Below are 23,616 nucleotides of genomic sequence, written 5' to 3'. Positions count from 1 at the left end.
CATCCTATTCGAATTGAAACGGTTCAAAAAACAAAACGCCCGCAATTAACACTGCGGGCGTTGTTGAATATCAAACAAGAAACAATCTATCAGCAATAACCGTAGTTCATCAGTCTCTGATAACGACGGTCGAGCAATGCTGCCAAATCTAACTCATCCAACTCATTAAGATCGGAAATTAGCTTAGCTTTGAGTGAAGCTGCCATTTCTACCGGATTACGATGCGCACCACCCAAAGGCTCTGGGATAACAGAATCGATTAGCTTCAGCTCTTTTAGACGTGGAGCAATAATGCCCATCGCATCAGCCGCTATTGGGGCCTTATCTGCACTTTTCCATAAAATAGAGGCGCAGCCTTCAGGGGAGATAACCGAGTAGGTACTGTATTGCAGCATATTAACTTTATCGCCTACGCCGATGGCTAATGCACCGCCGGAACCGCCTTCACCCACAACGGTACAGATAGTCGGCACTTTCAGCCGTGACATTTCACGCAGATTACGGGCAATAGCTTCTGACTGGCCGCGCTCTTCTGCACCAACGCCAGGATAAGCGCCTGGGGTATCAATAAAGGTAATAATTGGCATATTAAAGCGCTCAGCCATTTCCATTAGGCGCAAGGCCTTACGGTAACCTTCTGGGGCAGGCATGCCAAAGTTGCGACGAATTTTCTCTTTGGTTTCCCGACCTTTCTGATGACCAATAATCATCACCGGGCGGCCATCAAGACGCGCAATGCCGCCGACAATGGCTTTATCGTCCGCATAGGCACGATCGCCAGCCAGCTCATTGAAATCAGTGAAAATATGCTCAATGTAGTCCAGAGTGTATGGTCTACGGGGATGGCGTGCAAGCTGCGCAATTTGCCACGCCCCTAACTCAGAGAAGATTTTGTTTGTCAGCTCAAGGCTTTTCTCTCGCAGACGCTTAACCTCTTCATCGAGGTTAATATCCAATTTTTCGTCTTGAAGACTGATTGCAGTTAGCGAATCAATCTTCGCTTCTAATTCAGCAATCGGCTGTTCAAAATCAAGAAAATTCAGACTCATAGCATTCCTATTTTAGTCAAATTCCAGTTCTACCTGTGCGTTACCAACAAGCTTACGCAGGTCAATCAGCAAACTATCGGTTGGCGTCACGCGCCATGCTGCACCGAATCTTAGCCGTACCCGAGCGTCTTCCCGTTGATAATACAGGTTTACTGGAATCGTCCCCGACCGATGGGGTTCCAACGATTCACGAAGACGGTTTAAAAGCTGGTCATCAATTTGCCTATCGGTTAACGATATGGCAAGCCCACGGGCATACTTTTCCCGAGCTTCACTGATGTCCATTAATTCGCGGACCATCATTTTAAGTCCGCCAGTAAAATCATCAAAGCTAACCTGTCCGGTCGCGATCAGGATTCGATCCTTTTCCAACAGGTGCTGATACTTATCAAGTGCCTCAGAGAATAGCATGACTTCAAGGCGACCGGAACGGTCATCCAGCGTACAGATGCCAATTCTGTTGCCGCGCTTAGTCGTCATTATTTTGGCAGCTACCACTAAGCCTACGCCAATAATGGTTTTCCCACGCTCTGTCGGATGCATGTCTTTAAGACGCAGACCACCGGTATAGCGTTCCAGCTCTTTCAAATATTGGGTAATCGGATGGCCGGTAAGATACAGACCCAGCGTTTCACGCTCACCGTCTAAAATAACCTGCTCCGGCCACGGCGCTACATTAGCATAGGCTTTCTCAACATGCTCAGGTTCTTCTGCCAATACGCCAAACATGTCTGCCTGACCCAGCGCTTCTGCCTTCGCATGCTGATCGGCGGCTTTCATTGCTTCAGCCAAAGAGCTCATCAATGCGGCCCTATGTGGGCCCAGCCGGTCGAACGCACCGGCCATAATCAGCTTTTCGAGCACGCGTTTATTTAAACGTTTGGTATCTGAGCGGGAGCATAGCTCAAACAGCTCTTTAAAATACCCACCCTGATTACGCGCTTCAATTATAGCTTCTATTGGGCCTTCACCAACCCCTTTAATTGCACCAATACCGTAAACGATTTCACCATCATCGTTTACGTGAAAATGATAAAGCCCGCTATTGATATCCGGCGGCAAGACTTTTAGTCCCATACGCAGGCACTCGTCGACCAGGCCAACCACCTTCTCGGTGTTATCCATATCGGCAGTCATAACCGCCGCCATAAATTCAGCCGGATAGTGCGCTTTGAGCCACAGAGTTTGGTATGAAACTAAAGCATAAGCCGCAGAGTGAGATTTGTTAAAACCGTAACCGGCAAATTTTTCCACCAGATCGAAGATCTTCATCGACAGTTCGCCGTCGATTCCCATCCGCTCTGCACCTTCTTTAAATACAGAACGCTGCTTGGCCATCTCTTCGGGCTGTTTCTTACCCATTGCCCGGCGCAGCATATCTGCACCGCCCAGCGTATAGCCAGCCAAAACCTGAGCAATCTGCATAACCTGTTCTTGGTATAAAATAATACCGTAGGTAGGTTCAAGCACCGGCTTCAGGGTTTCATGCTGCCATTGAATATCAGGATAAGATAGCTCTTCTCGCCCGTGCTTACGGTCGATAAAGTTATCTACCATGCCCGATTGCAAAGGCCCCGGGCGAAATAGCGCAACCAGAGCGATCATATCTTCAAAACAGTCAGGCTTCAGACGTTTTATCAGATCTTTCATACCGCGGGATTCAAGCTGGAATACCGCAGTCGTCTCTGAGCGCTGAAGCATATCGAAGCTTTTTTTATCTTCCAGCGGAATCGCCGCAATATTGATCGGCTCAAGCCCGGTTTTAGCGCGACGAGCATTGATCATGCCCAATGCCCAGTCAATGATGGTTAATGTCCGCAGACCGAGAAAGTCAAACTTCACCAAACCGGCATATTCAACGTCATTCTTATCAAACTGAGTAACCGGGAATTGCCCCTCAGGGTCGCAATATAGCGGTGCAAAATCGGTGATTTTAGTCGGCGAGATAACCACGCCACCGGCATGTTTACCCGCATTCCGAGTTACGCCTTCCAGCTGGCGAGCCATGTCGATCAGCGCTTTAACTTCCTCGTCGGCTTCGTATAGCTCAGGAAGCTGAGGCTCAGCGGCAAACGCTTTATCTAGCGTCATCCCCGGATCCATTGGAATCAGCTTGGATATCCGATCGACGAATCCGTAAGGATGGCCAAGTACTCGACCCACATCGCGGATTACCGCTTTTGCAGCCATGGTACCGAAAGTAATAATCTGAGATACCGCATCTCGCCCGTACATGTCAGAAACGTGTTCAATTACCCGATCGCGTTTCTCCATGCAAAAGTCAACGTCAAAGTCGGGCATAGAGACACGTTCTGGGTTTAAGAAACGTTCAAACAGCAGGTCAAATTCTAGCGGGTCAAGATCGGTAATTCCCAGCGCGTAAGCAACCAATGAACCCGCACCAGAGCCTCGCCCCGGCCCCACAGGCACATCATTATCCTTCGACCACTGGATAAATTCCATAACGATCAAGAAGTAGCCCGGAAATCCCATTTGGTTAATTACGCCAAGTTCGATATCCAGACGTTCATCATATTCCGGGCGTTTATTGACTCGCTCATCCGCATCGGGAAATAAAAACTCAAGCCGTCTTTCTAAGCCCTCTTTGGAACGGGCAACCAGAAAGTCCTCAGTGGTCATATCACCGGTAGGAAATTGCGGCAGGAAGTATTCACCCAAACGTATGGTGACGTTACAGCGTTTAGCAATCTCTACGCTATTGATTAGCGCTTCAGGAATGTCCGCAAATAACTCGCACATTTCTTGTTCGCTGCGCAGATATTGCTGAGCGCTATATTTCTTCGGTCGTTTAGGGTCGTCTAGCGTAAAACCGTCATGGATCGCCACCCGAATTTCATGGGCATCAAAGTCTGACTGACTGATGAATTTGACGTCGTTAGTTGCGACTACGGGCAGGTGTTCACGAGTGGCAAACTCTACGGCGGCATGAAGGTAAATCTCTTCCTCGTCTCGCCCGGTTCGAACCAACTCCAGATAATAATTATCGGTAAAATGCTCGCGATAAAACTGCAGGCACTCATCAACGAGGGGCTGATTACCGCGCATCAGTGATTGACCTAAGTCGCCGAACCGGCCGCCTGAAAGCAGAATAATGCCGTTCTTATGCTCAACCAACCATTCACGGTCAATAACCGGGCCGCCCTGTACATATCCCCGCTGATAGGCGCGGGAAATAAGCAAAGTCAGATTTTGGTAACCTTCATTATTTGCCGCCAGTACGGTTATTTCGGTTAGCTCATCCCCCATGGTTTCGCTCTGCATGCGAAAATCGGCGCCGATGATTGGCTTAACGCCAACGCCGTGCGCAGAACCGTAAAATTTCACCAGCCCGCAAAGATTGGTAAAATCACAGATCGCCATGGCCGGCATACCGAGTGCAGCCACTTTTTTCACCAACGCACCCGTTTTGGCCAGCCCATCAATCATGGAATAGTCACTGTGGGTACGCAGATGAATAAAACGAGGTTCAGCCATATAAAATACCAGCAATCAGATTGTTAAGGTTGTGATTCAAATAAACGCCGGACAATAAACTTTCGGCAATCGTTATTCTAATCCCAGCTCGCGCCGGACCGGAGCAAAACTTTTACGGTAATGTTCAATTACCCCGAACTCGGCTAATTTCGCTAAATGAAAAGCCGTAGGATAACCTTTATGTTGGGCAAAGCCATACTGAGGAAACAGCAAATCCAGTTCGGCCATTTCACGATCTCGGGAAACCTTAGCCAGAATGGATGCAGCACTGATTTCAGCAACCCGATCGTCCCCTTTTACCACGGCCAATGACTTCATTGGTAATGTCGGGCAACGGTTACCATCAATTAAAACAAAATCAGGCTGGATACTCAGCCCATTAACCGCCCTCTGCATGGCTAACATAGTGGCATGCAAAATATTGAGCCGATCGATTTCTTCTGGCTCAGCCCGGCCCAGACTCCAGCAAAGCGCTTTTTCTTTTATTTCATCAAACAGCGCGAGGCGCTTCTTTTCACTTAGCTTTTTTGAGTCAGCCAGACCAATAATGGGGTTTGCCGGATCTAAAATCACAGCGGCGGTCACCACTGCGCCAACTAACGGGCCTCTGCCCACTTCATCAACGCCTGCAATAAGGTTTGCAACAGGGTATACAAAAGGTTCCATCTCGGTACTTTTCATCACATGATACCCGTTAGGATTATTTATTGGGGTTGGAACGCATATCCGGCTAGTTCAAGAACCGCCTGTGCTGCCTGTTTATCTGCGTCACAACGAATGCTTTGGTGCAATTCATTGAACGTCTGCTTTAGTTCCTTTGTATGGTCGTTTTCATTATTCAATAAAGGTTTTAAAGCGTTTGCCAGATTGTCAGGCAAGCAATCGTCCTGAAGCAGTTCGGTGACTAATTCACGCCCAGCTAACAGGTTAGGTAATGAGACATATGGGGTTTTAATTAAGCGCTTAGCCAGCCAGAAGGTAAAAGGCTTCATTCGGTAACCAACTACCATAGGACATTTTGCTAACATGCACTCAAGCGCCGCCGTGCCGGATGCCAGTAAGGCAGCATCGCTGGCAATCATGGCGTTTCGCGCCTGACCGTCCAGCAGATGAACGTGCAAATCTGGCGCTACTTCGGCTTTAATACGTTCGAACTGTTCACGCCGCTTCGCGTTAACTAACGGAACCAAAATTTCAAGTTCAGGATAAGTCTGGCGCAGCAACGTCGCGGTCTTTAGAAAGTCTGCGCTCAGCATTTCAACTTCGGAGTGACGGCTTCCTGGCAATAAAGCCAGACAATGGACATTTTCAGCAATACCTAACGCCCGCCTTGCGGCTGAGCGGTCAGGTACTAACGGCATCGAGTCGGCCATCGTATGACCAATAAAGCGGCAATTCACGCCAAAGCGGTCGTAGAATGCTTTCTCAAAAGGCAGAAAAGCAAGTACCAGATCGGTCGAACGACCGATTTTGAATACCCGATTTTGACGCCAGGCCCAAACGGACGGGCTAACATAGTGAATAGTTTTGATGCCGTGAGCCTTCAGCCTACCTTCAAGAGTAATGTTAAAGTCAGGGGCGTCAATGCCGACAAAAACGTCTGGTTTCAATTCACTAAAGCGGCGGGTAAGTTCACGACGAACTTTTAATAATCGAGGAAGCCGCCCAAGAACTTCAACCACGCCCATCACGGCCAGCTCTTCCATTTCAAACCAGGCTTCACAGCCTTCGGCCTGCATTAATGGACCAGCAACGCCGACAAAGCGGGCATCAGGAAATTGAGCCTTGAGGGCGCGGATCAATCCGGCACCAAGAATATCACCGGAGGTTTCTCCGGCAACGAGACCAATCGTCAGGGGACGCTGTTGCATGGCTTAACGAATAATGCCACGCGTGGAGCGATTGAAGAAATCAACGAACGGCTGAACGGCCGGCTGCTCTTTCGCCAGAGCTTCAATTTCTGGCTTAGCTTCTTCCAGCGTTTTACCGCTACGATAAAGCAATTTATAAGCGTTACGAATAGCGTGCAGGGCATCTTTCTCGAAACCACGACGCTTCAGCCCTTCAATGTTAATTCCAAACGGCGTTGCGTGATTACCCTGCGCGATAACATACGGAGGCACATCCTGTGCTACACCGGAACAGCCACCAACCATCACATGCGCACTAATGATGCAAAACTGATGAACGGCGGTCATGCCGCCAATGATAACAAAATCATCAATCTCAACGTGCCCGGCTAAGGTCGCGTTATTTGCCAGAATACAACGGTTACCAATCTGACAGTCGTGGGCAATATGTGCATTGACCATCAGCAGGTTATCATTACCAATTTTTGTTAAGCCACCGCCTTGTACTGTACCACGATGGATTGTGACGCTTTCGCGAATGCGATTACGGTCGCCAATCTCAACGCGGGTCGGTTCTCCGGCATATTTCAAATCCTGATTCACTTCGCCGATAGAGGCAAACTGATAGATTTGATTATCAGAGCCAATCTTAGTCATGCCGTTTACGACAATATGAGACTTAAGCACTGAGCCTGAACCGATCTCAACTTGAGAACCAATCCAGCAAAATGGGCCAATATGCACATTGGCTCCAATGATTGCACCCTCTTCAACAATTGCTGTAGGGTGAATAACGGCGGTGTTATCTATCACAATATTAAGACTCCCGGCGTCGAGCACACATCATGTCGGCTTCACACGCAATCTCGCCGTCAACTTTGGCAACACCACGGAAACGGGCAACACCACGACGCTCTTTGATAAATTCGACCTCAAGAATCAGCTGATCCCCGGGCAACACAGGTCGTTTAAAGCGGGCATTATCTACAGCCGCAAAATAATAAAGCTCGCCCGGCTCTAACTGACCGAGGCTTTTAAACGCCAGAATTCCCGTGGCTTGCGCCATGGCTTCTAGAATTAATACGCCAGGGAAAATAGGCTTACCTGGGAAATGCCCCTGAAAGAAAGGTTCATTAAACGAAACGTTCTTAACCGCCCGTAAAAATTTCCCTTTATCAAAATCCAAAACCCGATCCACGAGCAAAAATGGATAACGATGAGGTAATAAACTCAGTATCTCTTCAATATCCAGAGTACGATTGTCAGTAGTCAAAATACTCTTCCTGTCTTCTAAACTAAACTGATGAAGCAACAACGCGGCCTGCTCCAAATCTCTACAGACTATGAAAGCAGGCCGCGAATAAAATAGCAAAACTCAATGGGTTAATGACTATTTGTTATACAATTATGTCAAGCTACTTCCCATCAACTTTCCGTTCGACGGCTTTGAGTCGTTTGCTCATGTCGTTAATATTCAACACAAGAGCAGCCGTTTTGCGCCAGTCTTTATTTGGCTGAAGAGGAATACCGGAAGAATAAACTCCAGGTTCAGTGATCGGTCTCATCACCATTCCCATTCCAGTTATAACGGCTTTATCGCAAATTTCCATATGACCATTAATAACGCTTGCACCGCCAATCTGGCAATACTTGCCGACTTTCAGGCTACCGGCCATAACAACACCACCAGCTATTGCCGTATTGTCGCCAATTGTCACGTTATGCGCAATCTGGCATTGGTTATCAATGATCACACCATTGCCGATAATCGTATCATCAAGTGCACCACGATCTATGGTAGTACAGGCACCGATTTCAACTTTATCGCCAATTATTACCGTTCCCAGTTGAGGGATTTTAATCCAGTTTCCACGCTCATTAGCATAGCCAAAACCGTCGGCACCGATAACGCTGCCGGACTGAATAAGGCATTGAGCGCCAATAACAACTCGATGATAAATAGTTACGTTAGCCCACAAACGGGTACCAGCGCCGATACAAGCATCTTTACCAACAAAGCACCCGGCACCAATAACAACGTTATCACCCAATTTAACACCGGTCTCGATTACCGCATTGGAACCAATTGAGACGTTTTTTCCCAATTGAGCATTAGCCGCAATCACCGCTGTTGAAGCAATATTTTCCGCCGGCGATGGAGTTGAATCCAGAAGCTGAGCCATACGTGCATAGCTAATATAAGGGTCTTTAACTACTAAGGTAGGTAGATGCTGACAGAATGGAAGATTTTCCTCTGTTAACACGACTGCACTCGCTTTACAGGCTAAAAGCTGCTCCTGATAAAGGCTGTTGGACAAGAAAGTAATTTGCCCTTCTATTGCAGTACTCATAGAAGCAATACCGGTGATGGCAATATTGCCATCACCGTGTACTTCCGCACCCAAATGTTCTGCCAAATCAGCTAAACGAATGGAGTGCATGACTTATTTAACCTGAGCCAGTACTTTATCAGTGATATTGGTTTCAGCTGCTGCATAGAACGCCGCATCAGCTTTAATCACGACTGAATAGCCTTCTTTATCAGCTACAGTTTTCACCGCTGCTTGTACTTTAGCAACTAACTTGTTCATCTCTTCTGCTTCACGACGACGGCTGTCTTGAGTGAAGGCATTCGCTTTTTCCTGGAAGGCTTTAATTTCGCCCTCTAGTTTTGAGCGATCCGCAGCTTTCATTGAAGCACCGCTGGTTTGCAGTTTCTTCACTTTATCTTGCGCTGCTTTTTCTTCACTCTGTAGAGCTGTAGCACGAGCTTTAAACTCGGTGTCCAGTTGCTTAGCGATAACTTCACGCTCTGGCATTTTTTGCAAAATACTCATCACGTCAACAACGGCAACTTTATCAGCTGCCTGAACGCCCGCTGAAGCAACCATAGCTAAACCTAAACCTGCAGCACATAACCACTTTTTCAATTTGAACTCCTTACTATAATTGCTATTGAGTAAAACTCACTGTTTTTCACTACTAATTCACAACAGTTACCAGGTTGTACCAATGTTAAACTGGAACTGTTCTGACTTATCACCATCATACTTATCTAACGGGTTAGCGTAAGAGAAGACCAATGGGCCTAGTGGAGACATCCACTGAACTGCCACACCGGCTGATGTTCTAATATTGCTTGGATCGCTGTAATCGGGAATACCTGCAGCCTTAGTCGCAGCGGTATCTGTCCAGTTAGTATCCCAAACTGTACCTGCATCAAAGAATACTGATGTACGCAATGAGTTGGCATACTTATCACCAACAAACGGCGTAGGAATAATCAGCTCTGCACTCGCAACACCCATAGCATTACCACCAACGGCATCGCTGTCTTTTTCAAGATAGCAACCTGCGACAGTGTTAGGCGTTGAACAACCTCTGATGTATACGGCTTTAGGTCCAATATTGTTAGACTGGAAACCACGAACCGTACCAGAACCACCCGCGTAGAAGTTATCGTAGAACGGCATCTCTTTACCGCCCAGACCATCACCATAACCTGCACGTACACGCCCTAACAGAACCCAAGTTTCATTAGTATTAATTGGGTAGTAACTCGCACTATCAAAAGTAATTTTGTAGTATTCGTTATCTGAACCAGGAACAGTCACTTTACCGTTCAGGCCCGCACGGGTACCTGATGTCGGGAAGTATCCTCGGTTAAGACTGTTATAGCTCCAACCAGCGGTTGCAAAGAAATCTGTTGCAGTATAGTCAGCATCGCTATTTAAGCTAGGCTTTTCACCCACTGACTCAAGGTAACGATACATCGCAACCTGAGGTTGCATCTCCGTCAGATCGTTCTGAACAAAATCCAGACCAAACCGCAGCGAGTTATTCTCATTGATCGGGAAGCCCAGCGTAGTGCCTACACCGTAGCTGCTCTTACTATAGTCAGATAAATCGGCATCGTCCGCGCTGAACTTATCATAGAAAATTCGGCCGCTTAAGCTTACGCCGTCAACGGTGAAATATGGTTCAGTTATCGATAGTTCAACATAGGTACGATAGTCATTCTTGGTACCGCTGATACCGACACTCTTACCGGTACCCATCCAGTTTTCCTGTTGCAGGCCAACTTGGAAGCTCACCCCACTTTCAGTACCGTAGCCGACGCCAAAGTTAAAGGTACCTGTATTACGCTCTTTAACTTTATAGACTACATCAACCTGATCGGGCATGCCCGGGATGCGTTCAGTTGAAACGTCTACGGTTTCAAAATAGCCTAAGCGGTTCAGCCGTTCTTTACCTTTCTCAACTAAATCGTTACCCAGCCATGCGCCTTCCATCTGACGCATCTCACGACGAAGCACGGAGTCTTTACTGACATCGTTACCTTCAAAACGGATGCGACGAACGTAGAAACGGTTACCAGAGTCAACGTTGATATGCAGTTTAACGGTCTGATCTTGATCGTTAATTTCAGGCTGAGTTGCAACACGCGGGTAGGCATAACCATAGCGGCCTAACAGCTTTTTAATGCTGTCTTCAATACCGGTTACTTTACTACCGTTATACAATTCACCTGGAGTCACTTTCGCCAGTTCTTCAATCTCGGCTGCACGGCCAGCTAAATTACCTTTGACCTCAACGCCAGAAAGCTTGTACTGCTTACCTTCCGTTAGATTGATAGTGATATAGATGCTTTTCTTATCCGGCGTCAAGCTCACGTTAGTCGAATCAATATTGAACCGGGCATAGCCGCGATCCAAATAGAAACTACGCAGAGCTTCGAGATCTCCAGATAATTTTTGTTTTTGATATTGACGGTCGCCGACCAGATTCCACCACGGAACTTCATCTCGCAGCTGGAAGCGGCTAACTAACTCTTCGGTAGAAAACGCATTGTTGCCGACGATATTAATTTGTTGAATGCTGGCAGATACACCCTCAGCAAAAACTAATTTTAGGTCAACGCGATTACGCGGGAGTGGAGTTACAACGGCTTTTACCGAAGCGCTATACTTACCCACGCTGTAGTAAAAATCTTCTAAGCCTTTTTCCATTGAACTCAGAGTTGTTCTGTCTAGCGCTTCACCAACCCGAACGCCAGAAGACTCAAGGTTCTGTTTTAGCATATCGTCCTTAACCGCTTTATTACCGGAAAAGGTCACGCTTGCTATAGTTGGACGCTCTTTAACTTGAACGATAAGGGTACTTCCATCACGCATAACCCTTACATCTTCAAAGTTTCCAGAAGCGAATAAGGCACGGATAGTATTGCCAATGTCGCCATCGTCAATAGTATCACCAACACGGACAGGCATATTGAGTAATGCAGCCCCTGTGGCAACGCGCTGTAATCCTTCGAATTGGATGTCTTTTACGACAAATCCATCGGCACCGTATACGGTGGCGCTGCCAAACAGCAGCGACGCTAGAAACAACTTTTTCATCGCCATCGTTGTAATCTGTTCTTCCTAACCTGTTCTCTAGCCGTAAAAGCGTGAGAAATCATTGAAAAGTGCAAGTCCCATCAACATTACCAATAAGATTGCCCCAACGCGATAACTGTAGTCTTGAACTCTCTCAGAAACCGGTTTACCTATTATTTTTTCTGCCGCTAAGAACACAAGATGCCCCCCGTCTAACACAGGTAATGGGAGCAGATTAATTATGCCTAAGTTAACGCTAATAAGCGCTAAAAACTTTAGGAAATAAACTACCCCATAGCTAGCAGATACGCCAGCACCCTCAGCGATTGATATCGGGCCACTCAGGTTTTTTAACTTAATGTCACCCGTTATCAACTTACCTATCGTCTTGACTATTAATTTAGTCACTTGCCATATTTCATCAGTTGCCTGAGGAATAGCCTGAAAAACGCCATACTGACGATTAACTTTATACTCGTCAGACAGCGGTATTACCTTTGGAGATATTCCAGCAAAACCTCGCTGTGTTCCATCATCCAACACCTTTACATCGGGTGTCATTAATAAAGAGTGGCTAACGCCGTTTCTCTCTATTATTAATTCTATTGGCTTACCAGGGCTGTTTGTTATTAACCTAACAAAATTGGGCCACTGGTCATAATCTTTGCCATCAATTCTAATTAACCGGTCCTGAGGTTGCAAACCTGCTTTTTCTGCCGCCGAGCCTTTTTGCACAACTTCAAGTATAGGCTCAATCTGAGGATATTTAGGTGATAAACCTAAGGCCTTGATCGGATCCTGCTTCGCTTTATTATCTGCATCAAACTGCCAGTTAGCCAGGTTTAAGTGCTTAACTAAAGTAACCGAAGAACCAACAGAAGGTCCCACAGTTATTTCTACATCTTTCTCACCGACCTGCCCTACCATGGCTAAAAGAACAGAATCCCAATCAGGCGTTTCGATACCGGTAATCGACTTTAGTTCCATTCCCGCTGAAATATCTGCCTGAGCAGCAATAGACTGAGGCTCAACTTCACCAACCACCGGACGAAGGGTAGGAATTCCAATAATAAAAATCAACCAATAAGCAAATATCGCAAAAATGAAGTTGCTTAGAGGCCCGGCAGCAATGATTGCAGCACGCTGGCCGACGGTTTTATTATTAAACGCTTGATTCCGGTATTGAAGCTCTACTTCCGCGGCGCGTTCATCAAGCATTTTTACATAGCCGCCTAGCGGAATCATAGCGACGACATACTCAGTGCCTTTATTATCAGTACGCCGCCACAGCGTTTTGCCAAAACCGATAGAAAAACGAATAACTTTTACACCGCAGAGGCGGGCAACCCAAAAATGGCCAAACTCATGTACGGTAACTAAAATACCGATGGTAACAATAAACGCTGCTATCGTTCCAAATATATTCATAGGCTATAAATGTTCCGAACTAACCTTTAAAAACTAAAAGAATTAAACAGGCAAACACGGGAACAGCCGCTGTTAAACTATCAATCCTATCAAGGATCCCACCATGGCCAGGAATCAAATTACCGCTATCTTTTATACCGGCTTCCCGTTTAAACATACTCTCAGTTAAATCGCCCAGCACTGAAGCCATAACGGCTATCACTGAACAAATAAGTAATGTGTTAAGAGAGATATTTAATGGCGCGTATAGGCTGAACAACCATGCTAAAAGTGCCGATGTGGCTAATCCACCAACCAAGCCTTCTAACGTTTTTCCCGGCGAAACTCTCGGCGCTAGTTTATGTTTGCCGAACATTTTTCCAAAAGCATAGGCACCGGAGTCAGCACCCCAAACTAAAAACATCACGTATAGCAGCCACCAAGCTCCGGTATAGCTATTTTGTTCAAAGCCATACTGGCGCAGCGTCACTATACCCCAAAAGAATGGAATAATGGTTAATACGCCAAATAGCAGTCGAAGAAAATAGGACTTATTCCACAGCTGGGCCGACTTCGGATACAGCATCACCATTACCAACGCTAATGCCCACCAGCCAAGAGAGGCTAATAGGAATCCCCCTACAACCGGGTGATCCAATAGAGGCAAAGGAGAGCGATAAGTTGGCCAGAACAACGCGGCTAGCCCAATACCACAGACAATGGCTAAGATAACCCGTTGGAAGGGAGACCCCAAACCGGAAAATTGTCCCCACTCCCACGCAGCCAGCATACTGACAGCGATAATCATAATAGCAAAAGGTAACGGGGGTAACATAAACAACGCTGCAATAACAATAGGTATAAGAATCAGAGCTGTAATGATGCGTGACTTCAACACGAGAACCTCCTATATTTCTTTGATACTCGCGGGTTCAGTCCCACCAAAACGGCGTTCGCGTTGTGCAAATGCATTAAGCGCACCTTCAAAAACAAGTTCATCAAAATCAGGCCAGAGAACTTCAGTAAAATAAAGTTCTGCATAGGCAATTTGCCACAGCAGAAAATTACTGATGCGGTGTTCACCGCCAGTCCTGATCACTAAATCTACCGGAGCTAATTCACTCAGATTAATTCGTTGATTCAACGTCTGCTCATCGATCGCATCGGGTAATAATATACCTTCGCTCACTTGGTGAGCGAGTTGTTGAACTGCTTGAATAATATCCCAGCGACCACCGTAATTTGCTGCAATATTCAACGTAAGTCCGGTATTCGACTCGGTCAGCGCTTCTGCACGTTGAATCCGAGCCTGTAATTTTTCGCTAAAACGTTGAGTATCACCGATAACCTTTAAGCGAACGTTATGTTTATGAAGGCTTTTGGCTTCTTTATCTAATGCCCGAATAAATAACTCCATCAGAGCAGAAACCTCCTGAGGAGGCCGATTCCAGTTCTCACTGCTGAAGGCATAAAGCGTTAGCGCTTCGATACGATGATTAACGGCAAAGCTAACGGCACGTCTGACGGCTTTTGCACCTTCCTGATGCCCGAAAATCCTTAACTTACCCAACTGCTTAGCCCAACGTCCATTACCATCCATAATAATAGCGACATGGCGCGGCACCGACATTTTATTGTTATTCAATTGCTGTTTCGCGGGCGACATAACCTATTAAGATTCCTCAGCTATAAATAGAGCAACGGTAAAAAAATCAGCTGTTTTCTTGCGCAAAAAAGCCGTGAACTTGCACGGCCTACTAAACTCAGCTCGTTAGTGTACTTTTCTACCGCCCATTTCCATTGGCCAGATAACTTAAACGGCTTAATGGCACAAACTATATCATTTAGGCTGTACTGTAACAAATATGCCATAAGATTAGCATCGAATGGCGATAAATTGTTTGGCACAGGCTCTAGCCCATGAGTCTATCAGTAAGACTTCATCAATACTCTGAGGTTCAGTATGAACTAATTTATCCATCACACGGCTATTTAATGCAGCAATATCTATGAAACCTATTTGATGTCGTAAGAATGCCTCAACGATAACTTCATTTGCGGCATTCAAGGCGGTTGTCGCCGCCTGCCCTGACTCGCTAGCGGCCATCGCTAGCTTTAAACAAGGGTAGCGTTCAACGTCAGGTTGTTCAAAAGATAATGCCCCAATACTGCAAAAATCTAAGTGCTTCGCGCCTGATTTAACCCGATTAGGATAGGCCATTGCCTGAGCAATTGGCGTTCTCATATCCGGAGAGCCCAACTGCGCCAGCACGCTACCGTCATGATAGCGAACCATTGAGTGAATCATTGACTGAGGGTGAATGAGCACTTCCATCTGCTGCGCTGAAGCATTAAATAGCCAGCGCGCCTCGATATACTCCAACCCTTTATTCATCATGGTGGCAGAATCAACGGAAATTTTACGCCCCATAGACCAGTTAGGGTGAGCGCACGCCTGATCCGGCGTTACCGTTTTTAGCTGCTCCATTGACCAGGTACGAAAAGGACCGCCAGAACCGGTTAATATAATCCGGGAGATACCGTTATCTTCGAGCGATGCATAACCAAGCTGGCGCTGAACTGATTCCGGCATGCTCTGATAAATCGCATTATGCTCGCTGTCAATCGGCAACAGCTGTGCTCCGCTTTGTTTAACCGCGTCCATAAACAGCCGCCCACAGGTCACCAGCGACTCTTTATTCGCTAGTAGCACCTGTTTACCGGCTCGTATTGCAGCGAGCGTTGGCAATAAGCCTACGGCCCCCACGATAGCGGCCATCACTTGATCGACTTCAGCAGCAGAAGCTAAATCACATGCGGCCTGTACGCCGCACAGAACGTCAATTGCCAGCCCTTCCGATTGAAGAATTAAACGTAGCGCCCGGGCCGATGCTTCATCAGCCATAGAAACAAACTGAGGCTTAAATTCACGGCATTGTTCAGCCATAACCGCTACATTACAGCCAGCGGCTAACCCATAAACGCTGAACAAATGAGGGTTTTCCCGAATTACGGATAGCGTGCTGTGCCCAATTGATCCAGTAGATCCTAAAATCGTTATTTTTTTCATTACGTTAATCTTTACGAACTCTGAAAAACTCATTGATATTCAGGCTAAACAAGATCTCAGCCAGAAAAATTTGGGTCATGTTACTCTTTTAGCGACAGAAAAATAACTACCGAATGAATACCGCTTGATCGCTTCTACTTTTCAACGCTTAGAATTAACTATAGCAACCGCCGGACACCAAATGCGCGACTTATATAGCAACAAACCCGGTATAGATAAACTATTCCGGGTTCGTTATAGGTTGCATAACCAACGGCATTAAAAATCCATCAGTTCGGCTTCTTTCTCTGCTAATGCTGTATCGACTTTCTTAATAAAAACGTCGGTCAGCTTTTGAATTTCGTCTTGAGATTTACGGTCATCATCTTCGCTAATCTCTTTATCTTTCAGCAGCGCCTTTACTTTATCGTTCGCATCGCGACGAACGTTACGCACTGAAATACGACCATTTTCGGCTTCGGCACGCACTACCTTGATCAGGTCTTTACGGCGTTCTTCAGTTAGCGCTGGAAGCGGAACGCGGATCACCGTACCGGCAGATGAAGGATTTAAACCTAAATCAGCAGACATAATCGCCTTCTCAACCGCCGGGCTAATACTGCGATCAAATACCGTAATTGCCAAAGTGCGGGAATCCTCAGCAACGATACTCGCGAGCTGGCGCAAAGGGGTTGCTGAACCATAATATTCAACCTGAATACCTTCAAGCAGGCTCGGATGTGCACGTCCGGTACGAATTTTACTAATATGTGTTTTAAACATTTCGACGCATTTTTCCATGCGTACCTGAGCATCTTGTCTGATTTCGTTAATCACGTTGCTAACCTTTAAAAACAAGTAATATGGTGGGCCACACGCGGTCGCGTAACCCGTCAAATTTAGCCCTGTGGCGAATTCCTTAGGGAAGAATCTAACTATAAACCTTTATCAGTCTATAAAGCTCGATTATTCTGCCGGCCGGGAAATTAACGTTCCCTCATTCTCACCCATGACTACGCGGCGCAAAGCGCCCGGTTTATTCATATTAAAAACGCGAATTGGTAAGTTATGATCGCGGGCCAGAGTAAATGCCGCTAAGTCCATAACTTTCAGTTCACGCTCTAAAACGTCCTGATAATCTAACGTTTCGTACAGCGTTGCTTCAGGGTTTTTCACTGGATCTTCTGAGAAAACGCCGTCGACTTTAGTCGCTTTTAACACTACATCCGCTTCGATTTCGATACCGCGTAAACAGGCAGCCGAATCCGTGGTAAAAAATGGGTTACCTGTACCTGCAGAAAAAATTACTACTCGACCATGACGTAATAGGCTGATGGCTTCCGCCCAGCTATAGTCATCACATACACCATTCAGCGGAATAGCTGACATTAGACGGGCGTTCACATAGGCACGATGTAACGCATCACGCATTGCTAAACCGTTCATTACGGTAGCTAACATTCCCATGTGGTCGCCCACTACGCGGTTCATACCGGCCTTCGCCAGACCCGCACCCCGGAATAAATTGCCACCACCGATAACAACACCAACCTGAATACCTAACTCAACCAATTCCTTAATTTCTTGCGCCATGCGATCTAATACGCTCGCATCAATGCCAAAACCTTCGGAGCCTTGTAAGGCCTCACCACTCAGTTTAAGCAGGATTCTCTGATATACGGGTTTTGCGTTGGTTGCCATGGTATTGTTTCCTGTGGGCAGTCAATAAAGGGGTTTTGTTTAAAAAAACGGACCGATGTTAAGATCGATCCGTCTTCGTTATATTAAGCTAAGCCTATTTAGACATTGCAGCAACTTCAGCTGCGAAATCTACTTCAACCTTCTCAATACCTTCACCTACTTCAAAGCGGACAAACTCTGCAACGCCAGCTTTGTGTTCTTTCAGCAGGGCATCAACAGTTTTGTTTGGATCCATAACGAAAGCCTGACCAGTCAGAGATATCTCACCGGTAAACTTACGCATGCGGCCTTCAACCATCTTCTCTGCGATTTCACGTGGCTTACCAGATTGCATAGCAATATCGATCTGGATTTGGTGCTCACGAGCAACAACCTCAGCAGGAACATCGCTTGGGTTAACAAATTCTGGCTTGCTTGCAGCAACGTGCATAGCAATATGCTTAACCAGCTCTTCGTCAGCAGCACCGGTTGCAGCAACCAGAACGCCAATACGAGCACCGTGCATATAAGCACCTAACTTCTCGCCTTCTACGATAGCAAGACGGCGAATATTGATGTTTTCGCCAATTTTAGCTACCAGAGTAGTACGTTGCTCTTCAAACTTAGCCTGTAAAGCTTCGATGCTGCCAGTACGTGCAGTCAGCGCTTCTTCTACAACAGCGTTAGCAAATGCCAGGAAGCCAGCATCTTTAGCAACGAAGTCAGTTTCACAGTTAACTTCCATGATGACGCCATATTTGCCGTCAGCAGAAATCTTAGTCAGGATAACGCCTTCAGCAGCCACGCGGCCTGCTTTCTTCGCGGCTTTTGCCTGACCAGATTTACGCATATTGTCGATGGCTAATTCGATATCGCCATCAGCTTCAACTAGCGCTTTCTTACATTCCATCATGCCAGCGGCGGTACGCTCGCGAAGTTCTTTTACTAGAGCAGCGGTAATCACAGCCATTCTCTTAATCCTCGGTTTATATTTCGTTGGATATAAGCAAAAAGGGAGCCTGCAAAGGCCCCCTAACCAACATATCTAATACCTGGTTAATAAGGGCTCTCAATGGAGCACGCCTTATTACTCTGCTTCGATGAAGCTTTCTTCTACAGCCTGAGCGCCTTGGTCTGAACGACCTTCGCGAACGGTTGCAGCAACAGCGCCTAGGTACAGTTGTACTGCACGGATAGCATCGTCGTTACCAGGGATAACGAAATTAACACCGTCCGGATCAGAGTTAGTATCAACGATAGCAAATACTGGAATACCCAAGTTGTTTGCTTCTTTAATAGCGATATGCTCGTGATCTGCGTCAATTACAAATAACGCGTCAGGCAAGCCGCCCATGTCTTTGATACCACCCAGGCTATTCTCAAGCTTGTCCATTTCACGAGCACGCATTAGCGCTTCTTTCTTGGTCAGCTTTTCGAAAGTACCGTCTTGAGCTTGAATTTCTAATTCTTTTAAACGTTTGATTGATTGACGAACCGTTTTCCAGTTGGTCAACATACCACCTAACCAACGGTGATTAACGTAGAATTGATTACAGCTATGTGCAGCTTCTTTTACTGGCTCGCATGCTGCGCGTTTAGTACCAACAAATAAGATTTTGCCTTTATGAGACGCGATCTTACCCAACTCAGCTAATGCTTCGTTGAACATAGGTACAGTTTTTTCAAGGTTGATGATATGAACTTTGTTACGTGCGCCGAAGATGAAAGGTTTCATTTTCGGGTTCCAGTAACGGGTCTGGTGACCAAAGTGTACGCCAGCCTTGAGCATGTCGCGCATTGAAACAGTTGCCATTATTACCTCTATGAGTAAAGTTCGGGGTTATGCCTCCACGTATCCCATAACGCCGACCCCTAAGGATTGAACCTTCAGAGCACCCCGCCGAATGTGTCGATACGTGTGTGTTATAACGTTGATTAATGTTAAGGCAATCTCTTCCCTCAATGACCTTAAAAAACTTAAGACACAGAGAGCGGATTACCGGCGCGCTTTATACCATATAAACGGGGGAAAGCGCCACAAATACTCGTATTTGGATGTAAATAAATGCGCTATTAGGTTCCAAGGAACCTAATAGCGCCGAAGGTCTATTCAGGCTGAACAATGTCAGATTAAGCAATCAGGCACTCAGTCGCGAAAGATTTTACCTTCCTGATAAACCCATTTGCCGTTAACCATTGTGCGTACCACCTGACCAACCATATCCATACCGGTGAACGGGCAAGATTTGCCGCGAGTTAGCATGGTTTTAGGGTCAACAACCCACTGTTTTTTCGGATCTATCAAGACCAGATCCGCTAATCCACCCACGCTCAGATGCCCGCGATCCTTCCAGTTAAACGCCGCAGCCGGGCCCGCAGTCATTCGATGAATCAGCTGCTGCACGCTCCATTCACCGTTTTGCACAAAGCGGCTGTGTAGTACGCTAAAAGCCGTTTCAAAACCGGCGAAACCGCAAGGCGCCTCGTTAAATTCACAGTCTTTCTCTTCATACGCGTGAGGGGCGTGGTCGGTAGCAATCGCATCTAACGTACCGTCTTTCAGGCCTTCCAGCAGAGCAACAATATGCTCATTGGTACGTAATGGCGGGTTCACTTTAAAAGCCGAGTCAAAAGACTCAATACTTTTATCAACCAAACATAAATGGTGAGGCGTCACTTCTGCCGTTACCTTAATTCCTTTGGCTTTTGCCGCACGAATCAGCTCAACGGCACCTTTACTACTGACATGGGCAATATGGATATGACCACCGGTCATTTCAGCCAGCATAAGCTCACGGGCTACGGCAATATTCTCGGCCTCTGCAGGGCGGCCGCGCAGGCCCAATTTAGCCGATACGCAGCCTTCATGCATTACGCCGTCAGCCACCAGACAGCAATCTTCAGAGTGGGATATCACCGGTATATCAAACATGCTGGCATATTCCAGTGCGGCCCGCATCAGGCGCCCGTCATTAACGTAGTTGCCATCGTCAGAGATAGCGCGGATACCGGCCTGAGCCATATCGCCAATTTCGGCCAGTTCCTTGCCTTCCAAACCCTTAGTCACCGCACCGGTAATTTCAACCCTGACTACGGCATCAGTTTGTATTTTATGCTTCATGCCAGCGACGATAATCGCCTGATCGATAACCGGACGAGTATTTGCCATGGTCAGAATCGTGGTAAAACCACCGGCTGCCGCAGACGCCGTACCGGTAAATAAATCTTCTTTTGCTTCTTGCCCCGGCTCACGCAGGTGGCAGTGAATATCAATAAACCCCGGGCTAACAATTAAGCCACTTGCGTCGATTATTTCATCGGCGGCGTCTGGCTGAAGTGATTTGCCAACGTTAGCCACTTTTCCGTCAACAACGCGTACGTCCATAACGCCGTCTAAGCCATTAGCAGAATCGATAAGGTGCCCATTTTGAATTAACCACTGTGCCATTATGCTTGTTCCCCATCAGCTAAAGTTAGAGTTAAAAGAGCCATACGAACTGCTACACCGTTATTAACCTGTTCTTCGATACCCGAATGGTGCCCGTAAGCGACCTCCGGTGAGATTTCTAGCCCACGGTTCATCGGACCGGGGTGCATCACTAGCACATTTTTCTTAGCCAGCTTTAAGCGTTCGTCGTTGATACCAAAAATACGCGCATACTCACGCGCCGTCGGAAACAGCCCTTTCTTCTGGCGCTCTAATTGAATGCGCAATACGTTGACTACATCCGCGTCGGCGATAGCGTCTTCAACCCGATGGTGAATCGTCACGCCCATGTCCAGCATCTCTTTAGGAATAAGCGTTTTCGGACCACCAAGATGCACTTCCGCTCCCATTTTCAGTAAGCCCCAGATATTGGAACGCGCTACGCGGCTATGAAGAACATCGCCAATAATGGCCACTTTCTTACCGGCAATCTCTCCGTGATGCTGGCGAATGGTTAGCAAATCCAGCAGCCCTTGAGTCGGGTGCTCATGCGCACCGTCGCCGGCATTGATCACAACCGCCTTCACGTAGCGAGTAGCATACTGAGCTGCACCTTCTGCACTATGGCGCATCACGATAGCATCGACACCCATGGCCTGAACCGTTAACAACGTGTCTCTCAGGCTTTCTCCCTTGGCAACGCTTGACGTCGACGCCGCAATATTAATCACATCGGCGCCTAAATATTTTCCTGCAAGTTCGAAGGAGGAACGCGTTCTGGTGCTGTTCTCAAAAAAGAGGTTAACGATTGCTTTTCCACGCAACGTGGCCAATTTTTTAACATCTTGCTTAGTCACCTTTTTCATTTCTGTCGCAGCATTAAGTACGCGCTCGATATCGGCGGGCACCATGTGTTCCAACCCTAAAATATGCTGGCCTCGCATTATATTTTTGCTCCCAAGTTGAATTTAGACCGAAAAAAAACCCCTAATCAGAAAACCCGTGGGTCTCATGATTAGGGGTTGGTATCAACCTTACAGACTATGTGAACTTTCATCCTCTTAACCTATATATGTTAGGGATTATAGAAAACGCCTTACTTTTAAAAGACTGTGCTCAAACCGGCTTAAGATATCAGTTTTTCATCATTGGTCAACAACTATTTTCAACCAATGGGAGGTATTCAAAAATCACCAGATGAGCTCAAATACATTCCGCATGATAAATTTGGCACTCTTTTGCAGGACTGATACCATAATTGCATTCTATATTGATTATCATTGCCAGTTAGCTCGCTTTCAGTTGCCCCGTATTTCGCGCTGACTTCCAATTATTAATGGACACTCTTTTATGGCTATATCAATCAAAACCTCTGAAGATATTGAAAAAATGCGCGTTGCTGGCCGCCTGGCCGCCGAAGTGCTGGAAATGATCGAACCTCACGTCAAACCCGGCGTCACGACAGGTGAGTTAGACCGCCTGTGCCACGATTACATTACCAACGTCCAACACGCTATTTCAGCCTGCCTTGGCTACCACGGATTCCCTAAGTCGGTGTGTATTTCGGTTAACGAAGTTATTTGCCACGGTATTCCCAGCGATGAGAAAAAGCTGAAAGACGGCGATATCGTCAATATTGACGTAACCGTTATCAAAGACGCATTCCACGGAGATACCTCCAAAATGTTTATTGTTGGTCAGCCAACGATCCTCGGTGAGCGCTTGTGCCACGTAACTCAAGAAAGCCTCTACTTATCGTTAAAAATGATTAAACCGGGCGTCCGTTTACGTACCCTAGGTAAAGCCATTCAGCAATATGTTGAAGCTCAGGGATTTTCTGTGGTGCGAGAATACTGCGGGCACGGCATTGGAGAAGTGTTCCATGAAGAACCGCAGGTACTACATTACGATGCCGATGACGGCGGCGTAGTATTGCAAAAAGGAATGACCTTCACCGTTGAGCCAATGGTCAACGCTGGCGACTACCGTATCAGAACGATGAAAGATGGATGGACAGTCAAAACGAAAGATCGCAGCCTGTCAGCGCAGTATGAACACACCATCGTTGTCACCGACAACGGCTGTGAAATTCTAACGCTGCGTAAAGATGACACTATCGACGCGATCATTACCCACGAAATGTAATGGGCAACGGCCCGAAAAAAATGGCTAACCAACTTAGGTTGGCCATTTTTGTTTATGCGGCAGATTCGCTTGCCAGCATCGCTGAGTTTAATCTGGCGAATTACTCAATTTAACGGTAGCTTAATAGGGCAATAGC

The 23,616-nt window shown here is 46.7% G+C and carries 20 protein-coding genes; 1 reads left to right on the top strand and 19 read right to left on the bottom strand.

Annotated features, from left to right (window positions below; genetic code table 11):
- Positions 1-89: 89 nt before the first annotated feature.
- The 19 genes from accA to GVI43_RS05405 form a co-directional block, all read right to left on the bottom strand.
- A complete protein-coding gene (accA, locus tag GVI43_RS05495; protein WP_159565846.1) occupies positions 90-1,049 on the bottom strand; it encodes an acetyl-CoA carboxylase carboxyl transferase subunit alpha in 960 nt (319 codons plus the stop codon).
- A 12-nt stretch (positions 1,050-1,061) separates the two neighbouring features.
- Positions 1,062-4,544 carry a DNA polymerase III subunit alpha gene (gene dnaE, locus GVI43_RS05490; protein WP_159565845.1) on the bottom strand — a complete coding sequence of 1,161 codons (3,483 nt, stop codon included), beginning with the start codon at positions 4,542-4,544 and terminating at the stop codon, positions 1,062-1,064.
- Between the two features lie 72 nt (positions 4,545-4,616).
- The gene (gene rnhB, locus GVI43_RS05485) at positions 4,617-5,210 is read right to left on the bottom strand and encodes a ribonuclease HII (protein ID WP_159565878.1); all 594 of its coding nucleotides are present in this window, start codon (positions 5,208-5,210) and stop codon (positions 4,617-4,619) included.
- 38 nt (positions 5,211-5,248) lie between these two features.
- Positions 5,249-6,415 carry a lipid-A-disaccharide synthase gene (gene lpxB, locus GVI43_RS05480; RefSeq protein WP_159565844.1) on the bottom strand — a complete coding sequence of 389 codons (1,167 nt, stop codon included), beginning with the start codon at positions 6,413-6,415 and terminating at the stop codon, positions 5,249-5,251.
- A 3-nt stretch (positions 6,416-6,418) separates the two neighbouring features.
- On the bottom strand, positions 6,419-7,207 hold the full coding sequence (gene lpxA, locus GVI43_RS05475; RefSeq protein ID WP_159565843.1) for an acyl-ACP--UDP-N-acetylglucosamine O-acyltransferase: 789 nt from the start codon (positions 7,205-7,207) through the stop codon (positions 6,419-6,421).
- A 4-nt stretch (positions 7,208-7,211) separates the two neighbouring features.
- Entirely contained in the window at positions 7,212-7,667 is a 456-nt protein-coding gene (gene fabZ, locus GVI43_RS05470; protein WP_029094439.1) for a 3-hydroxyacyl-ACP dehydratase FabZ, read from the bottom strand.
- A 142-nt stretch (positions 7,668-7,809) separates the two neighbouring features.
- Positions 7,810-8,835 carry a UDP-3-O-(3-hydroxymyristoyl)glucosamine N-acyltransferase gene (gene lpxD, locus GVI43_RS05465; RefSeq protein ID WP_159565842.1) on the bottom strand — a complete coding sequence of 342 codons (1,026 nt, stop codon included), beginning with the start codon at positions 8,833-8,835 and terminating at the stop codon, positions 7,810-7,812.
- 3 nt (positions 8,836-8,838) lie between these two features.
- Positions 8,839-9,324 (bottom strand): OmpH family outer membrane protein, encoded by a 486-nt coding sequence (locus GVI43_RS05460; RefSeq protein ID WP_159565841.1) that lies wholly within the window; start codon positions 9,322-9,324, stop codon positions 8,839-8,841.
- Between the two features lie 66 nt (positions 9,325-9,390).
- Positions 9,391-11,799, bottom strand: a complete 2,409-nt coding sequence (gene bamA / locus GVI43_RS05455; protein WP_159565840.1) for an outer membrane protein assembly factor BamA — start codon at positions 11,797-11,799, stop codon at positions 9,391-9,393.
- Between the two features lie 30 nt (positions 11,800-11,829).
- The gene (gene rseP, locus GVI43_RS05450) at positions 11,830-13,200 is read right to left on the bottom strand and encodes a sigma E protease regulator RseP (RefSeq protein ID WP_159565839.1); all 1,371 of its coding nucleotides are present in this window, start codon (positions 13,198-13,200) and stop codon (positions 11,830-11,832) included.
- A 19-nt stretch (positions 13,201-13,219) separates the two neighbouring features.
- A complete protein-coding gene (gene cdsA, locus GVI43_RS05445; protein WP_159565838.1) occupies positions 13,220-14,077 on the bottom strand; it encodes a phosphatidate cytidylyltransferase in 858 nt (285 codons plus the stop codon).
- A gap of 9 nt (positions 14,078-14,086) precedes the next feature.
- Entirely contained in the window at positions 14,087-14,845 is a 759-nt protein-coding gene (gene ispU / locus GVI43_RS05440; protein WP_159565837.1) for a (2E,6E)-farnesyl-diphosphate-specific ditrans,polycis-undecaprenyl-diphosphate synthase, read from the bottom strand.
- Between the two features lie 210 nt (positions 14,846-15,055).
- Positions 15,056-16,249, bottom strand: coding sequence for a 1-deoxy-D-xylulose-5-phosphate reductoisomerase (gene ispC, locus GVI43_RS05435; protein ID WP_159565836.1), 1,194 nt, complete (start codon positions 16,247-16,249; stop codon positions 15,056-15,058).
- 258 nt (positions 16,250-16,507) lie between these two features.
- Positions 16,508-17,065 (bottom strand): ribosome recycling factor, encoded by a 558-nt coding sequence (gene frr / locus GVI43_RS05430; protein ID WP_159565835.1) that lies wholly within the window; start codon positions 17,063-17,065, stop codon positions 16,508-16,510.
- A gap of 129 nt (positions 17,066-17,194) precedes the next feature.
- Complete coding sequence (gene pyrH / locus GVI43_RS05425; protein WP_159565834.1) at positions 17,195-17,929, bottom strand: UMP kinase; 735 nt, start codon at positions 17,927-17,929, stop codon at positions 17,195-17,197.
- Between the two features lie 94 nt (positions 17,930-18,023).
- A complete protein-coding gene (tsf, locus tag GVI43_RS05420; RefSeq protein ID WP_159565833.1) occupies positions 18,024-18,878 on the bottom strand; it encodes a translation elongation factor Ts in 855 nt (284 codons plus the stop codon).
- 117 nt (positions 18,879-18,995) lie between these two features.
- Positions 18,996-19,721 (bottom strand): 30S ribosomal protein S2, encoded by a 726-nt coding sequence (rpsB, locus tag GVI43_RS05415; RefSeq protein WP_159565832.1) that lies wholly within the window; start codon positions 19,719-19,721, stop codon positions 18,996-18,998.
- Positions 19,722-20,054: 333 nt separating this feature from the next.
- Entirely contained in the window at positions 20,055-21,356 is a 1,302-nt protein-coding gene (locus GVI43_RS05410; RefSeq protein WP_159565831.1) for a dihydroorotase, read from the bottom strand.
- A complete protein-coding gene (locus GVI43_RS05405; protein WP_159565830.1) occupies positions 21,356-22,279 on the bottom strand; it encodes an aspartate carbamoyltransferase catalytic subunit in 924 nt (307 codons plus the stop codon). Before GVI43_RS05405 ends, GVI43_RS05410 begins: the two co-directional genes overlap by 1 nt.
- 406 nt (positions 22,280-22,685) lie before the next feature.
- On the opposite strand from GVI43_RS05405, the gene map reads away from it, so the two are divergent.
- A complete protein-coding gene (map, locus tag GVI43_RS05400; protein ID WP_159565829.1) occupies positions 22,686-23,480 on the top strand; it encodes a type I methionyl aminopeptidase in 795 nt (264 codons plus the stop codon).
- Positions 23,481-23,616 lie beyond the last annotated feature (136 nt).

Origin of the sequence: Budvicia diplopodorum, from assembly GCF_009800925.1 — a bacterium.
Classification (GTDB): domain Bacteria; phylum Pseudomonadota; class Gammaproteobacteria; order Enterobacterales; family Enterobacteriaceae; genus Budvicia; species Budvicia diplopodorum.
The sequence above is the reverse complement of the archived record's forward strand: the minus strand, read 5'-3'. Positions and strand labels throughout refer to the sequence as shown.

Coding starts and splice junctions, on each gene's coding strand:
- accA (WP_159565846.1), bottom strand. CDS start 1,049: ATGAGTCTGAATTTTCTTGATTTTGAACAGCCGATTGCTGAATTAGAA.
- dnaE (WP_159565845.1), bottom strand. CDS start 4,544: ATGGCTGAACCTCGTTTTATTCATCTGCGTACCCACAGTGACTATTCC.
- rnhB (WP_159565878.1), bottom strand. CDS start 5,210: ATGGAACCTTTTGTATACCCTGTTGCAAACCTTATTGCAGGCGTTGAT.
- lpxB (WP_159565844.1), bottom strand. CDS start 6,415: ATGCAACAGCGTCCCCTGACGATTGGTCTCGTTGCCGGAGAAACCTCC.
- lpxD (WP_159565842.1), bottom strand. CDS start 8,835: ATGCACTCCATTCGTTTAGCTGATTTGGCAGAACATTTGGGTGCGGAA.
- bamA (WP_159565840.1), bottom strand. CDS start 11,799: ATGGCGATGAAAAAGTTGTTTCTAGCGTCGCTGCTGTTTGGCAGCGCC.
- rseP (WP_159565839.1), bottom strand. CDS start 13,200: ATGAATATATTTGGAACGATAGCAGCGTTTATTGTTACCATCGGTATT.
- ispU (WP_159565837.1), bottom strand. CDS start 14,845: ATGTCGCCCGCGAAACAGCAATTGAATAACAATAAAATGTCGGTGCCG.
- ispC (WP_159565836.1), bottom strand. CDS start 16,249: ATGAAAAAAATAACGATTTTAGGATCTACTGGATCAATTGGGCACAGC.
- pyrH (WP_159565834.1), bottom strand. CDS start 17,929: ATGGCAACCAACGCAAAACCCGTATATCAGAGAATCCTGCTTAAACTG.
- tsf (WP_159565833.1), bottom strand. CDS start 18,878: ATGGCTGTGATTACCGCTGCTCTAGTAAAAGAACTTCGCGAGCGTACC.
- rpsB (WP_159565832.1), bottom strand. CDS start 19,721: ATGGCAACTGTTTCAATGCGCGACATGCTCAAGGCTGGCGTACACTTT.
- GVI43_RS05410 (WP_159565831.1), bottom strand. CDS start 21,356: ATGGCACAGTGGTTAATTCAAAATGGGCACCTTATCGATTCTGCTAAT.
- GVI43_RS05405 (WP_159565830.1), bottom strand. CDS start 22,279: ATGCGAGGCCAGCATATTTTAGGGTTGGAACACATGGTGCCCGCCGAT.
- map (WP_159565829.1), top strand. CDS start 22,686: ATGGCTATATCAATCAAAACCTCTGAAGATATTGAAAAAATGCGCGTT.